Source organism: Pseudarthrobacter cellobiosi (assembly GCF_023913755.1).
Taxonomy (GTDB): domain Bacteria; phylum Actinomycetota; class Actinomycetes; order Actinomycetales; family Micrococcaceae; genus Arthrobacter; species Arthrobacter cellobiosi.
The window spans coordinates 1-14,414 of sequence record NZ_JAMXBJ010000023.1 but is presented as its reverse complement, the minus strand read 5'-3'; the positions used below and the strand labels follow the sequence as shown (position 1 = coordinate 14,414).

Annotated in this window: 15 protein-coding genes; 5 read left to right on the top strand and 10 right to left on the bottom strand. The window is 66.2% G+C overall.

What is annotated here, in order from left to right:
* Nucleotides 1-37: 37 nt before the first annotated feature.
* The 3 genes from NG696_RS01350 (at nucleotide 38) to NG696_RS01340 (ending at nucleotide 2,579) form a co-directional block, all read left to right on the top strand.
* A complete protein-coding gene (locus tag NG696_RS01350; RefSeq protein WP_252570196.1) occupies nucleotides 38-523 on the top strand; it encodes a hotdog fold thioesterase in 486 nt (161 codons plus the stop codon).
* 6 nt (nucleotides 524-529) lie between these two features.
* The gene (paaK, locus tag NG696_RS01345; protein ID WP_252570199.1) at nucleotides 530-1,894 is read left to right on the top strand and encodes a phenylacetate--CoA ligase PaaK; all 1,365 of its coding nucleotides are present in this window, start codon (nucleotides 530-532) and stop codon (nucleotides 1,892-1,894) included.
* Between the two features lie 79 nt (nucleotides 1,895-1,973).
* Nucleotides 1,974-2,579, top strand: coding sequence for a TetR/AcrR family transcriptional regulator (locus NG696_RS01340; protein ID WP_056346431.1), 606 nt, complete (start codon nucleotides 1,974-1,976; stop codon nucleotides 2,577-2,579).
* A 36-nt stretch (nucleotides 2,580-2,615) separates the two neighbouring features.
* Here the strand turns inward: NG696_RS01340 and NG696_RS01335 are convergent, their stop codons facing one another.
* Nucleotides 2,616-3,023 (bottom strand): VOC family protein, encoded by a 408-nt coding sequence (locus tag NG696_RS01335; protein ID WP_252570201.1) that lies wholly within the window; start codon nucleotides 3,021-3,023, stop codon nucleotides 2,616-2,618.
* Between the two features lie 162 nt (nucleotides 3,024-3,185).
* Nucleotides 3,186-5,288, bottom strand: coding sequence for a phenylacetic acid degradation bifunctional protein PaaZ (gene paaZ / locus NG696_RS01330; RefSeq protein WP_252573625.1), 2,103 nt, complete (start codon nucleotides 5,286-5,288; stop codon nucleotides 3,186-3,188).
* Between the two features lie 132 nt (nucleotides 5,289-5,420).
* Between paaZ and NG696_RS01325 the strand changes: the two genes are divergently transcribed.
* On the top strand, nucleotides 5,421-5,864 hold the full coding sequence (locus NG696_RS01325; protein ID WP_252573624.1) for a PaaI family thioesterase: 444 nt from the start codon (nucleotides 5,421-5,423) through the stop codon (nucleotides 5,862-5,864).
* A gap of 71 nt (nucleotides 5,865-5,935) precedes the next feature.
* Here NG696_RS01325 and NG696_RS01320 read toward each other — a convergent pair whose 3' ends face one another.
* Genes NG696_RS01320 through NG696_RS01310 form a run of 3 tightly spaced genes read right to left on the bottom strand, consistent with a single transcriptional unit; the run spans nucleotide 5,936 to nucleotide 8,941 of the window.
* Entirely contained in the window at nucleotides 5,936-7,978 is a 2,043-nt protein-coding gene (locus NG696_RS01320) for a trypsin-like serine protease (RefSeq protein WP_308291922.1), read from the bottom strand.
* Between the two features lie 22 nt (nucleotides 7,979-8,000).
* The gene (locus tag NG696_RS01315; RefSeq protein ID WP_252573622.1) at nucleotides 8,001-8,249 is read right to left on the bottom strand and encodes a hypothetical protein; all 249 of its coding nucleotides are present in this window, start codon (nucleotides 8,247-8,249) and stop codon (nucleotides 8,001-8,003) included.
* A complete protein-coding gene (locus tag NG696_RS01310) occupies nucleotides 8,246-8,941 on the bottom strand; it encodes a tyrosine-protein phosphatase (protein WP_252573621.1) in 696 nt (231 codons plus the stop codon). Before NG696_RS01310 ends, NG696_RS01315 begins: the two co-directional genes overlap by 4 nt.
* 207 nt (nucleotides 8,942-9,148) lie before the next feature.
* On the opposite strand from NG696_RS01310, the gene NG696_RS01305 reads away from it, so the two are divergent.
* Complete coding sequence (locus NG696_RS01305) at nucleotides 9,149-9,958, top strand: SGNH/GDSL hydrolase family protein (RefSeq protein ID WP_252573620.1); 810 nt, start codon at nucleotides 9,149-9,151, stop codon at nucleotides 9,956-9,958.
* A gap of 84 nt (nucleotides 9,959-10,042) precedes the next feature.
* Here NG696_RS01305 and NG696_RS01300 read toward each other — a convergent pair whose 3' ends face one another.
* The 5 genes from NG696_RS01300 to NG696_RS01280 form a co-directional block, all read right to left on the bottom strand.
* Nucleotides 10,043-10,651 (bottom strand): GNAT family N-acetyltransferase, encoded by a 609-nt coding sequence (locus NG696_RS01300; RefSeq protein ID WP_252570213.1) that lies wholly within the window; start codon nucleotides 10,649-10,651, stop codon nucleotides 10,043-10,045.
* A gap of 9 nt (nucleotides 10,652-10,660) precedes the next feature.
* On the bottom strand, nucleotides 10,661-11,521 hold the full coding sequence (locus NG696_RS01295) for a 3-hydroxyacyl-CoA dehydrogenase family protein (RefSeq protein ID WP_252570215.1): 861 nt from the start codon (nucleotides 11,519-11,521) through the stop codon (nucleotides 10,661-10,663).
* Nucleotides 11,518-12,351, bottom strand: coding sequence for an enoyl-CoA hydratase/isomerase family protein (locus NG696_RS01290; protein WP_252573619.1), 834 nt, complete (start codon nucleotides 12,349-12,351; stop codon nucleotides 11,518-11,520). The genes NG696_RS01295 and NG696_RS01290 overlap by 4 nt, the downstream gene beginning before the upstream one ends.
* Nucleotides 12,351-13,562, bottom strand: a complete 1,212-nt coding sequence (locus tag NG696_RS01285) for a thiolase family protein (protein ID WP_252570219.1) — start codon at nucleotides 13,560-13,562, stop codon at nucleotides 12,351-12,353. Before NG696_RS01285 ends, NG696_RS01290 begins: the two co-directional genes overlap by 1 nt.
* 92 nt (nucleotides 13,563-13,654) lie before the next feature.
* The gene (locus NG696_RS01280) at nucleotides 13,655-14,317 is read right to left on the bottom strand and encodes a pentapeptide repeat-containing protein (RefSeq protein ID WP_252570221.1); all 663 of its coding nucleotides are present in this window, start codon (nucleotides 14,315-14,317) and stop codon (nucleotides 13,655-13,657) included.
* Nucleotides 14,318-14,414 lie beyond the last annotated feature (97 nt).

Here is a 14,414-nt window from a genome sequence, read left to right as displayed (position 1 = left end):
ATGAACATTCGGTATATAAAGCTGGAGGCAATGACGCATGGCTGAAGCAGCACTCTCCGGGGCCACCCACCCCATCCTGGAAAACGACTACGCCTCCGAATGGATGGGCATCGAGGTCCTCGCCGTCAGCGACGGGCACGCCACCATCCGCATGACCCTCCGGCAGGAAATGCTCAACGGCTTCGGCATGGCGCACGGCGGAATGATCTTCGCCTTCGCCGACTCCGCCTTCGCCCTGGCCTGCAACCCGGTCAATCCCACCCCGAAAGAGGCCGACAGCATCACCGTTGCCGCCGGCGTCGACATCAACTTCCTCAAGCCCGCCTACCGCGGCCAGGTGATCACCGCCGTCGCGGACCGCCGTTCCAGCTCTGGGCGCAGCGGACTCTACGACATCCAGATTTTCGCCGCCGACGCCGACGCGCAGCCCGGTGCGCAGCCCGATTCGCTACCCAGCTCCGGCAACCCTGGGGAACTCATTGCCGAGTTCCGCGGACGCAGCCGCACCATCCCCAAGAAGTAGGACACCATGACCCTCCACGCCCCCGAAACCCCCATCCCTCAGTCCACCGCCCAGGGCACAGATCCCATCCTGGACCGCGAGGAGACCATCTCCCGCGACGAACTCGAAGCCCTTCAGCTCACCCGCCTGCAGCACACCGTGGCCTACGCCTACGACCGCGTGCCGCTCTACAAGCGCAAATTCGACGACGCCGGCATCCACCCAGCGGACCTGCGCGAACTCAGCGACCTCGGCAACTTCCCCTTCACCACCAAGGAAGACCTGCGCGCCGAGTACCCGTTCGGCATGTTCGCCGTGCCGCAGAGCGAAGTAGCCCGCGTGCACGCAAGTTCGGGCACCACGGGCCGGCCCACCGTCGTCGGGTACACCAAACAGGACCTGGCCGACTGGTCCAAACTCGTGGCGCGCTGCCTCCGCGCGTCAGGCGTCCGGCCCGGCATGAAGGTCCACAACGCCTACGGCTACGGCCTGTTCACGGGCGGCCTTGGCGCGCACGCCGGCGCCGAAGCACTGGGCTGCACCGTCATCCCGATGTCCGGCGGGCAGACCGAACGCCAGATCCAGCTCATCCAGGACTTCCAGCCGGACGCCATCCTGGCCACGCCCACGTACCTGCTCACCATCGCCGATGCCATGGCGCACATGGGCATCGACCCGACGTCGACCTCGCTCAAGTACGCGGTCCTGGGCGCCGAACCGTGGACGCAGGAGATGCGGCACGAACTCGAAGTCACCATGAACATCAAGGCCTGCGACATCTACGGCCTGTCCGAGGTGATGGGCCCGGGCGTCGCCGGCGAAGCCGTGGAAACCCAGGACGGCAGCCACATCTGGGAGGACCACTTCCGCCCCGAAATCATCGACGCGTTCAACCCCTCAGTGGGCAAGGAGAACGTGCTGCGCGATGGCGAACATGGCGAACTGGTCTTCACGTCGCTCACCAAGGAAGCCCTGCCGATCATCCGCTACCGCACCAAGGACCTCACCCGTCTGCTGCCCGGCACCGCCCGCCCCGCGCACCGCCGGATGGGCCGCATCACCGGCCGCAGCGACGACATGATCATCCTCCGCGGCGTCAACCTGTTCCCGTCCCAGATCGAGGAAATCGCGCTGCGCATCCCCGAGCTCAGCCCGCATTTCCAGCTCGAACTCACCCGCCCCGAGGGCCAGCGGATGGACCAGCTGACGGTCAAGATCGAGCGCCGGGACACGGTGACAGCTGAGCAGAGTACGACGGCGGCACGCACCTTGCAGGAGCAGATCAAGATCCACGTGGGTTCTTCGTGCGCCGTTGACGTGGTGGAGCCGGGTTCACTGGAGCGGTCAAACGGCAAACTGCGGCGGATCTACGACCTGCGGCCCAAGGCGTAGGGCCCAGTAGCGTCGTGGGCGAACGTGTTGGGCTGCGGCGCTGCAGGGATTACCGAACGTTCGTGGGAAAATAGCCGGTATGCCCACTACAGCAGTCCCCAGCAAGCGCGGCCGTCCCGGTTACGACCAGCAGTCGGTGCTGCTCATCGCCGTCGACGTCTTCAACCGGCACGGCTATGACGCCACCTCCATGGGCATCCTCGCCGAGAACCTGGGCATCTCGAAATCGGCCATCTACCACCACGTGCCGTCCAAGGGCGACCTCCTGAAGCTCGCGCTCGATCATGCGCTCGGTGGCCTGGAATCAATCCTCGAACAGCCCGGGGCGCAAAGCGGCGCCGCCGATGCACGGCTGGAATTTGTCCTGCGGCAGACCGTGGCGGTGCTGGTGGAGCGCCTGCCGTTTGTCACGCTGCTCCTCCGGTTGCGGGGCAACACCGACATTGAGCGCGACGCCCTGGAACGGCGTCGCGCGTTTGATCACGAGGTGGCCGCCCTCATTTCCGCAGCCCGCGACGAAGGCTCGCTGCGCCAGGACATCGATCCGCGCACCGTTACGCGCCTGCTGTTCGGCACCATCAACTCAATCGTGGAATGGTACAAACCGGGCGGCTCCCTCACGCCGGAAAAACTGGCCGACGACGTCATCACCATCGCGTTCGACGGGCTCCACGCGCAGCACTAGGGAATGCTGTTGCCTGAGTGCGACCTGCTGAGGCGGTCAGAGCTGGTATTCGGCCTGCATACCCAACGTCTCGTGAACGCAGAGGATGTTGTGCTCCGTGTCCATGAACCAGGCGCATTTCTCGGAGTCCGTGGTGCAGATGTGGTTCTCGGTCTTGAGGTTGGGCAGATCGTAATCCTGGAACCGGACGCCCTTGGCCTCCATGTCCTGCACGATCCGCTCAATGTCTCGCACCTCGAAACTGAGGGCGGTGTGCTCGGAGTGCTTCCCGTCCGAGACCGGCAACAACTGCAGCATCGGGCCGCCGTCGCTACCGAGTAATTCGCTTCCATCGTCTGTCATTCCGCGGTGCGGGAGGCCCAGTTTTTCGGTGTAGAAACTGCGGGCACGCGCTGCGTCATCGACAGGCAGGATGGTTGTGGCTGTGTTCAGGGCTAGGTTCATTTGGCCACCTCCTACGGTGGAAATTTTACGCCGCGGCAACCCGGAAAGATCCAAACGCTCTCTAACTTCCTGCAGGAAAACCCCCAACGCTCCCTCACCCCTCAATCAAGAGTGCGAGAGCGTTGGGGAAAAACGTGCAGGAAGTGAGAGAGCGTCTGGGGGCTACTTTTCGACGAGGGTGAGGACGTCGTAGGTGGCCACGATCTCGTCGTTCTGGTTGGTCAGGAGCGCGTCCCAGGCCACTTCGCCGTACTCGTCGGTTTCGCGCGGCGTGATCTTCTTGGCCGTCAGGGTCACCCGGATGGAGTCCCCCGCGGCAACGGGCGTGAGGAAGCGGAGGTTCTCCAGGCCGTAGTTGGCCAGGACCGGGCCCGGCGCCGGTTCCACGAACAACCCGGCGGCCCAGCTCAGCAGCAGGTACCCGTGCGCCACGATGCCCGGGAAGAACGGGTTGGCTTCGGCTGCCTCCTGGTTGGTGTGGGCATAGAAGGTGTCGCCGGTGGAGTTGGCGAACGCCGAGATGTCCGCCAACGACACTTGACGCAGCTCGGACCGGACGGCGTCGCCGATCCGCAACGAAGCCAGCGACTTCCGGAACGGGTGCGTGCCTTCCGTCTCCACCGTGAAGTTCCGGTCCGCCCCGGTGTGCCAGAGGCCGGTGACGGCGGTGAGCATGTTGGGCGAACCCTGGATGGCGGTGCGCTGCATATGGTGCATGACCGAGCGGATGCCGCCGAGTTCCTCGCCGCCGCCGGCGCGGCCGGGACCGCCGTGGACCAGGTGCGGGACGGGTGAGCCGTGCCCGGTGGAGCTGCGGGCGTCCTCGCGGTTGAGCATGAGGACACGGCCGTGGTGTGCGGCGATTCCGGTGACGAGTTCGCGGGCCACGGCCGGATCGTTGGTGCACACCGAGGCCACGAGGGAGCCGCCGCCCCGGGCGGCGAGGCGGACGGCGTCGGGCAGGTCCGTGTATCCGATCACGGAGGCTACCGGGCCGAACGCCTCCAGGGAGTGGATCGCGTCAGTCTCCGCGTCAGCCCAGCTCAGCACCACCGGCGACATAAAGGCGCCAGCATCCACTACGCCCGTGGCGCCGCCGGCAGAGGTGACCGACGGCGAATCGAGCGTCCCGTACGCAAGTTCACCGCCGGCGTCGAGCATTGACTGCACCGCGGCGCGGACGTCTGTGAGCTGCTCGAGCGACGCCAAAGCGCCCATGGTGACACCGTCGGCGCGGGGATCCCCCAGCACCACACGCTCGTCCACGCGCCTGCCGATCGCGGCGATCACCGCGGGCACCAGCTCCTGCGGGACGATGGCGCGGCGGATGGACGTGCACTTCTGGCCCGCCTTGACCGTCATTTCGGTGACCACTGACTTGATGAAAGCGTCGAATTCCGGGGTGCCCTCCACCGCGTCGGGACCAAGGATGGCGGCGTTGAGGGAGTCCGTTTCGGACGTGAACCGGACGCCGCCCTGCACCACGTTGGGATGCGATTTCAGCGACAGCGCGGTGGACGCGGAGCCGGTGAAGGCCACCAGGTCGCGGTAGTCCAGCACATCCAGAAGGCCGCGGACAGAGCCGGAAATCAGCTGCAGCGAGCCCTTCGGCAGGATGTTGGATTCGATGATCGCCTTCACCACGGCCGCGGCCACGTAGCCGGTGGGGGTGGCCGGCTTGACGATGGTGGGGACCCCGGCGATGAATGCTGGCGCGAGTTTCTCCAGCATGCCCCAGACCGGGAAGTTGAACGCGTTGATCTGCACGGCGACGCCGGGGATGCGCGTGTAGATGTGCTCGGCCACGAACGAGCCATCCTTGGACAGCACCTCCATGGGACCGTCCACCACTACCTGCGAATTGGGCAGCTCGCGCCGGCCCTTGGAGCCGAACGTGAAGAGGACGCCGATGCCGCCGTCGATGTCGATCATCGAGTCGATCTTCGTGGCACCGGTCTGCGCCGAAAACGTATAGAAATGCTCGCGCCGGGCGTTCAGGTACTGCGCCAGCTCCTTGAGCTTGAGCGCGCGCTGGTGGAAGGTCAGCTTTCCCAGTTCCGCCTGTCCCGTGGTGCGGCCGTAATCCACGACGGCGGCAAGGTCCAGGCCGTCGGTGCTCACCTTGGCCAGGACTTCCCCGGTGCTCGCATCCCGCACGGGAACAGCGGAAGCTGCCGAACCGGCGTCGGGAGTCCACCAGGAATCCTGGATGAAACTGGGAACGGTCTGGACGGTGTCGACTGTGGTTTCTGCAGTGGTGGTCATCGTTGACGGGTCCTTCCAAGGCGGGGACAAAACGCGGCCAGGGCTTTACTGACCGTCCGTTCGGTAATATGTCTACAGTACATGACTGTGCTGTACCGCACACTGGAAGTTCCGCCTCGCCAAAGGAGACCCATGACCGCCCTATCCCCCGACGCCGCTGCGCCGGACACCACCCCGGGCGCCACGCCGTGGAAGATCGTCCTCGGCGAGCTCGACGAGAAGATGGGCGTGAAAATCCTGGAGCAATCGGTCGAGCGCGTGGTGGCGACGATGCCTGTGGAGGGCAACAGGCAGTCGTTCGGGTTGCTGCACGGCGGCGCGTCCTTGGCGGTGGGCGAGGCCGTGGGCTCCTGGGCGGCCGTGATCCACGCCAGCACGTTGGGGAAAACTGCCGTGGGGGTGGACGTCTCCGCGACGCACCACCGCTCCGCGCGCGAGGGCCAAATCACCATCACCGCCACGCCAATCTACCTCGGCGGCACCCTGACCACGCACGAGGTCCTGATCACCAACGACGCCGGCCAGCGCCTCTGCACGCTGCGCATCACCAACCTGCTGATGAAGCCGCAAAAGTAGCCCGCCCACTCCCCCGTTGCCCTATCACTTAGCGTCGCCATTCGACGCTGATGACGACGCTAAGTGATAGGTCAACTTGGGGTGAAGCGCTGCCGCTTCCGCCGCTTCGCCAACATCAGGAACACACCGCCGACGGCGAGCGCACCAGCCGCGAGGCCGGCGAGCAGAATCAGTCCGGACGTTCCGGTGTTGGCCAGGTTTGCCGCTCTGCTGTCACCGAGCGGACGTACGACGGCGGCGCTGTCACCTTTTGGGGGCACCGCACTGTTCGTGGCCGGCACCTCAGCCGGGGCCTGAGATTGCGGGGCCGGCTGGGAGGGCTGGGAGGGCTGGCTGACGGGGGCGAAGTCGAAGGCCGCGGCGCCGGACGTGCTGAAGCCATTGACCGTTTCCGCCGTGAAACGCAGCGGACCGGCCACCGCGGGGGCAGCATAGGACCACGCACCGCCGGCATCCACGGGAACCTCAATGGGCGCCTGGCCACTCACGGTGATCCTGACCTTCGAACCCGCCGCGACAGCGGACGCCGGAGCCGCGGCCACCGTGCCGGTGACGGTCTGGCCGGCGTCGAACGTTGCCCCCGGCGCGGGCGACGTCACCGTCGGCTTGTTGAGGAAAAGTTCCAGCTGGTAGCCGGGAAGCACGGCCAATGAGTCCTGCAGGGTGGCGGCCACGGCGAAGTTTTTGACAAAGTTGCCATTCTCATCCGGGGTGTCCCCGGCCGAGTGCGTGCCCACCGCGTAGTTCCCACTGACCCAGGGCCCGCCCGAGTCGCCGCCGCTGGACTGGACATCGAAGGACAGGAAACCGTTGAAGGCCCGCAGGTCTGCGGGGGCCGACGTGATGCCCTGGACCACGTAGATCCCCACCTCGTCGATGGTTCCGCAGGACCATGCTGATGTGCGGCCGGAGCGGCAGACCGGCTGGCCCACCACCGGGTTGGCCGCCCCGATGATCTTGACGTCCAGGCCGGCCTGCGAAGGATCGTTCCACGTACTGGCGGCGGGGAGCGGGTCCAGGTCTGCGCGGATGGATCCGATCGCGGCCACGTCGGTGCCCACATTGCCCGGGTTGGTCAGGTCCAGCGGATTCAGCACAGTGGAGTTTCCGGGTCCGCCGAACTGGCTGAACCCGAAGGTCCCCAGCAGGCCGCCACGGTTCCATTGCGGAAATTCCACGGTGGCCGTTGCCGCGGCGCCGTCGTCAGCGCAGTGACCGGCCGTGAGGACGCCCGGCAGGCCTGCCGGGTCAAAGACTGAGAAGCCGGCGGAGCAGATTTTTCCGATGTCGGTGAAGTACCCCTGGCCGCCGGAAAGGTCGGCCTGCGGCGCGAGCGGCGCCCCGGCGTCGAGCTCCACGTTGGCGTAACGGGCCACAAACTCGGCGGGCGAGATCTTGCCGTCCGGGTTGGGGCTGGAGAGGCTCGAATCTCCGGCATTGGCCGAATCAGGCACCGTCGCCTCGGACCCGTTGATTCCGCCCGTACGGACTACGAACCTGCTCCCCGTGTACGCCACGGCCTGCAACCCTGCCGCGCCCACGTCGCGGAGGTACGCCTGGTACAGCTCCTGGGTGCTCCGAGCCAGTTCGGTCCCGGTCGACTGGGTGCCGCTTGCGGCCGGCGCGTCGGTTTCCTCAGTGGGAGCGTCCGACGGCGGCGCGGCGGGAGTCGCTTCAAGGGTCACGGCAGGGATGGTCACGCTGAGCCGGGCCACCTCCGCCTCCAGCTCGGCCCCCGTGCCGGCAACCAGAATGCTGCCGCCGTGGAGCCGGGTTCCGAGGTAGCCGGGGACGTCCCGCAGGGCCGCCGCAACGCCTGCGGCCTGCTTGCCCAGCTGGCCGGCAGCCGCGAACTCGTCTGGGGTGAGGCCAAGATCGCGGAGGGCGGCTTCCCGAAGGCCGGCGTCGCTGGGCTTCGCGTCGCTCGGCTGGACGTCACTGACTCCGGAACCACCCGCCGTCGGGCTTTCCACAGCGTCCGGCGGCGAAGCGGCCGGCAAAGCAATCGGCGGCGGCTCAACGGCCGGCTGTTCAGCCGCCCAGGCCGGCACGGCTCCGAGCCCCACGGAAAGTGCCACTCCGGCAGCCGCTGCTGCTGCAAATACGCGTTTCAACCTGTGTGCCGTCGCTTTCGTTCTATTCATCTGTATCCCTCCGCCGTGCCCTATACGCGGCGACCACCGCGGCCAGGCACAAAACTGCCCCGCCCACCATCAGGAAGATCTGGCCCGGGAGCCACGCGCCGTCGACGGTCCCGTCGCCGAGCCCGAAGTTCTCCTCCGCTGTCCCGAAGTCTGAAGCGAGGACGGCCCACAACGGCCCGGCAACCAGCATCACCACTCCTGCTACCGCGAGCGACGCCGCCACATAGTTCATGGAATTCATGGCGACACCCGGCTGCCGAGCAGGCTTGAGACCGCTTCTAGTTCGGCCTCGGACAGGCCGTTGCGCAGCAGGAAGGTGCGTGTTTCCAGCTCCCGGACAAACTCCACCACGGTCCGGCCGCGCCGCTCCAGCAGGGGTGCCAGCTCAGCGTCGTCGATGTAGCGTTCGCCAGCATGGGGCGGGCCGTGCGTCCGGAAGCGTTCGTTGATGCCTCGGGCGGCTTTGGCGTAGCCGTCCGCAATGAGCTGGTCCGTGTCGCCGGCGAGGTCCTGCAGCATGGCCGCGACCATGCCGCTGCGGTCCCGGCCCGCCGCGCAGTGAACGACGACGGCGCCGGCTTCGGCTGCGGCGACAGCTCGGAACACCGCCACGAACTTCTCCGGGTAGAGCCTGACATTGTACAGATAGTGGGCGGGATCATTAAGGTACGGTCCGCAGACGGCGGTGAACCGCGGATCATCAGGTTCTTCAGTGGGTGCGGCGACGATCGTGACGCCGGACCAGGCCGCTTCGGCCACGGCAGGGTCGGCATCCCGGCGCTGCGCTTCACGGGAGTTACGAAGATCAATCACGGTGCGGACGCCGTCGTCGTGCGCCTGCCGCCAACCTGCCTCGGTGAGCCATTCGCGGCGCCCCATCCGATAGACGCGGCCGGCAACGTGCCAGGCATTCACAGCCCCGTCCCAGCCCACGGCTCCGCCTGTCGTCTCCACCCGGACAGCTAACCACAAAAGCCGCCGCCGGCACGCGATTGGCACGTAGTGGAACAGGTACCGCGGGCAGGTGGCCGCGCACAAAAACGCGTACTCCGGGCCCGTGACGGGGCCCTTGCGCTAGGCGTACCGTGGCTGTTATATGCCCGTCTCATTGGTCCAATTGATAGTCAAAGGGGAAATTCGATGGCAATTTCAACAGTACGACGGCGGCGCTCAGCTTTTGCGGCCGGCCTCGCCACCATGGCAATGGCTTTGGGCTTCGCAGCCATCTCGGCCGAAGCGGCGCAGTCGCCACTAACCGACTATGTGGCGCTGGGCGATTCCTACGCCGCCGGGCAAGGTGCGGCACCCTACACGGACCGGACGTGCTTTGTGAGCCGCAGGGGGTATCCAGTCATTGCGGACAACCTGAAGGGTGTCCAGTTGAACGCGAATGCAGGGTGTTCTGGGTACACATCTGGAGCAGTGGCCGGCAACCTGCCGTCCAGCGTCACTGGCGCAGAGGTCATCACCATTACGGTCGGCGCAAACGACGTCGGCACCACGGGAATACTTCTGGCCTGCCTCCCGGCGCCGTCGTCAGCCGAGTGCGGAGGCGCCCTCGGTGCCACGCAGGCAAAACTGACGGACGGTACCCTGGCCACGTCACTGTTCACAATGGTCAGCTTCATCCGGTCCCAGGCGCCCAACGCCAAGATCGTCCTGACGGGCTATCCGCGACTCTTCGCCCCTGACCACCCGTTCGCCCCGGTGGCCAACCCCATGGTGGACGGGCTTAACGGCGTCATCGCAGGCGTCGCCGGCGTAACCGGATCCCAATTCGTCGACGTCACGGGCGCCTTTGCAGGCCACGGCGTGGGTTCTGCCGCGCCATGGATCAACTTCAACGCCGCCAACATCCTGGACCCCGCCAATTTCCATCCCACCGGGGAGGGCTACCGGCTGGGCTACTATGCCTCACTGGTCAGCCAACGCGCCTACGTTCTGAGCTAGCCCCTCCCGGTTTTTTGTCCAGATATCGCCATTTAGCAGACGGTTTGAGGGGTTTATCTGGACAAAAACTCGGAGGTACGGCCGTTACGCGTGCTTGGCGAGTCGGTGCTCCAGCCCGTTCCGGACCATGGGCCACTCGTGCTCCAGGATTGAAAACACCACGGTGTCGCGCAGGACGCCGTCGCTGGTCCGCCGGTGGCTGCGCAGCACGCCGTCCTGCTTCGCACCCAGCCTGGCGATCGCTTCCCTGGATTGGAGGTTCAGCCAGTGCGTACAGAACTCCACGGCCACGCAGCCCAGGGTTTCGAACGCGTGCCGCAACAGCAGGAGTTTGGAGTCGGGGTTGGTGCCGGTGCCGTGGACCGACGCGGCGTTCCACGTGTAACCGACCTCCACACGGGGCGTGCCGGCGTCGATATTGCAGTAAGTGGTCATGCCGATGATCCGGCCCGGGCCGCCGGTGGCAGGATCGATCAGTCGCGTGGTGAACGGCAGCATGGACCCCTGATCCTGCATCGCCAGCCTGCGGTCGATGTCCGCGGCCATCCCGTCCGGCGCCGGGACAGACGTGTACCAGAGCTTCCACAGGTTGCCATCCTGCGCGGCCGCCACCAGACCGTCATGGTGATCTCGCTTCAGCGGCTCAAGAATCACGTGCCGGCCGGTCAGGGTGATGGGTTCAAAGAGGGTCACCCGGAAATCCTACTCAGCCCAGTCGAAGAATCCCTTGCCGGTTTTCCGTCCAAGCTCTCCGCGGGCCACCTTATCCTTGAGGATCTGCGGCGGCGCGAACCGCTCCCCCAGCGTCGAATGCAGGTACTCGGCAATGCCCAGCCGCACGTCCAGGCCCACTATGTCCGTGGTTCTCAGCGGGCCCGTGGGGTGCTTATAGCCCAGGACCATGGCAGCATCGATGTCCGCCGCGGACGCCACCCCCTCCTCCACCATGCGCATCGCCTCCAGCGCGATGGCCACACCCAGCCGTGACGAGGCAAAGCCGGGTGCGTCATTGACGACGACGGCGGTCTTGCCGAGTGCCTCGACCCACCGTTTCGCCGCCGCAGCCAGGTCCGGGGACGTCTGCTCGCCGAGCACCACTTCGATGAGGGTGGAGGCGGGGACGGGGTTGAAGAAGTGCAGGCCGAGGAAGTTCTGCGGCCGCTTGAGTTCGCGGGCCAGTCCGTTGACGGACAGGGACGACGTGTTGGAGGCCAGGTATGCGTCATCGGCCAGGCGCTCCTCGATGCCGCGGAGCGAGGTGACCTTCAGGCCCCACTCTTCGGGAACGGCTTCGACCACCAGCTGGCGGTCCTTGAAGTCGTCATAATCCACCGTGAAAGCGAGCCGCGACACCATCTCATCAAGGTTGACGTCGGTGGCTCCGCGTTCGATCGTCTTGGCGGCAGCGGATTCCACCCGTTCCCGGGCGGCTTCGGCGGACGCTTCATCGCGCTCCACCACCAAGACGTTGGCCCCGTTGATCAGGAACGCGTGGGCGATCCCCGCGCCCATGCGGCCACCGCCCAGGACGCCGACAGTTGCGGGAAGGTTCGGGTTCGTCATGGTTGTTTCTTCTCTGTCTCGTTGTCGCCTGATTTCTTGCCTGCTTTTTTGTCGAGGAAAGCCTGCATGCGGTCAAACTTGGCCTGGGATTCAAAAAGGATCCCCTGTGCCAGCTGGTCAATCAGCGGGTGGGCTTCGGCCGGGGCGTGGAAAACCGACTTTGCAATCCGCACGGCCAGCGGGTCCTGGCGTCCGATCCGGTCCGCCAGGTTGTGCGCGGCATCCATCAGCTCCGGCGCCTCGTGGATTTCGGTGATGAGGCTGGCAGCCAGAGCCTCCTCGGCGCGGAGGACCAGGCCCGCGAGCAGGATCTGCTTGGCCAATGGCTCCCCCACTAGCTCCTTGAGGCGCCAGCTGGCCCCGGCGGCGGCCAGGATCCCCAGCCCTGCTTCAGGGTTGCCGATCCGGACACTGGGCGTTCCGATCCGGAAGTCGGCGGCGTAGGCGAGCTCGGCGCCGCCGCCCAGGCAGTACCCGTCCAGGGCGGCAATGACCGGCATGGGCAGCTTCGCGATCCGCACGAAAATAGTTGAATTGATGCCCTGCAGGGCATCATCGCGGCGCCGCTCGCGCAGCTGGGCGATGTCCGCACCCGAGGCAAAGACGCCGTCGACCCCTGAGATGATCAGGACTTTGGGATTCTGCTCCAGCGCAGCGCAGACCACGTGCAGTTCGTCCACCATCTGCTGGTCAATGGCATTCCGGACCTCGGGGCGGTTGAGGAGGACCACCACACGGTCATCCCGCTCCTCGACCAGGAGGGTGCCGAAGTCAAGGGTGCTTAAGTGTCCGTTCGCGCTTTGTCCGTTCGCGCTGTCCGGGGCGGGCATCAGACACGCTCCAGCAGCATCGCGGTGCCTTGGCCCACGCCGATGCACATCGTTGCCAGGCCAATTTTGGCGTCCTCGCGCTCCATCCGGCCCAGCAGCGTGATGGCGATCCGTGACCCGCTGGAACCGAGCGGATGCCCCAGGCTGATGGCGCCGCCGTCGTTATTTACGATGCCTGGGTCCAGCCCGAGCCGGCGCATACTCGCGAGCGACTGTGTGGCGAACGCTTCGTTAAGCTCGACGGCGCCCAGGTCAACAACGCTGAGGCCGCTCCGGGCGAGCACTTTCTGCGTCGCCGGGACCGGGCCGATGCCCATGATTTCGGGTTCGCAGCCGGCGGAGGCGCCGTCGATGATCCGGGCCCGCGGTGTCAGGCCGAGCCTTTGGATGGCGGCCTCGGACGCGACGATGATGGCCGAAGCGCCGTCGTTCAGCGTGGACGAGTTCCCGGCGGTGACCACGGAACCGCCCGGGACTACGGGGCGGAGTCCGGCGAGGACCTCCAGGGTGGTGCCGGCGCGCGGGCCTTCATCGGTGTCCACCACCGTTTCCGACTTGCGGGACTTGACCGTCACCGGGACGATCTCGTCCTTGAACCGGCCCGCGGCGATGGCGGCGAGGGAACGCTCGTGGGAGCGGACCGCGAAGGCGTCGGCGTCCTCGCGGCTGATCCCGTCCACGCGGGCCACTTCTTCGGCGGTTTCCGGCATGGAGTACGTCATCTTGCCGTCCCGCGCCAGCCCGCCCTTCTGGAAGAGGGGGTTGACGAAGCGCCAGCCGATGGACGTATCGAAGATCTGTCCCGGTTTGGCGAACGCCGTGGCGGGTTTTTCCTGGGCCCACGGTGCCCGGCTCATGGACTCCACCCCGCCAGCGATCACTACGTCCGCGGCGCCGGACTTAATCATGTGGCTGGCCTGGATGATGGCGCTCAACCCGGAGGCGCACAGCCGGTTGACCGTGATGCCGGGGATGTGGAGGGGAAGCCCGGCCAGCAGGACTGCCATCCGGGCCACGTTGCGGTTCTCCTCGCCAGCGCCGTTTGCGTTGCCCAGGATGACTTCCTCGATACTGTCCGGATCCAGCCCGGCACGGGTCACGGCCTCGCGGACCACCAGTGCAGCCAGATCATCCGGGCGAACCGCCGATAACGCACCGCCATACCTGCCCACGGGAGTGCGGACGCCGCCAACAAGAAAAGCCTCGACCATAAGAACAAATCCTTTACGCCAGGGAGCCGGAATCTTCGGGGCCGTCCAGTGACCGCCCTATTTACCGACCGTTCGTTCTATAAAGACTACACTCACAGGACAAGGACGCCGAGGTGCCCGGCCAGGAGCGGCGCCAGCAGGCTCAGCTGGTAGTCGTCGATGACCACGCCGGCCAGGCTGCCGAGGCCGCTGATGGTCCGGAAGTCCGTGCCGCGAAGGTCAAAGTCCTTCAGCCGCGAGCCGGTGAGATCCAGGGTGCCGATGGTGCAGTTCTTGAGCGCCACCCGCGTCCCGGAGGCGGAACCGAGGTCCAGTTCGCTGATGATGCAGTCGCTGATGACAACGTCCGTCAGCTTGGACCCGCGCAGATTCAGGAAGTCCAGCTTGCCGCCGTCGATCCGGACCGACTGCCAACCGGTCTCATACAGCTCAGCCGAGCCCAGCCGCGGATTATTCAGGTGCACGTCCCGCCACGTGGAGCGGGCGGCCCGGAACACCGGCGCGTACAGCTCGGACAGGATGCAGTCCCGGAAGGTGGCCCCGCGGAGCTGGGTGTCGTTGAAGGAGACGCCCTGGAACTCACACTCGGCGAAATCCGTGCCGCTCAGCTCCAGACCGTCGGCGGCCGCCCGGCTGTACCGGACGCCGTCGTACCTTTCACCACGCCGGAAGTCCGGGGCCGGATCTTCAGTCAGGTCCTCCAGGCTGACCGGCGAGAGCCGGGGAGCCGTTACCTTATGGACCTTTGCCGCCACTAGGTGCGTGGGTCAGAAATGACAGGCCCTAATTCTTAAAACGCCGACAGAATAACCATGTCCTGGTAGGGGCGGCTGGGAGAATCGTGGGCATGGT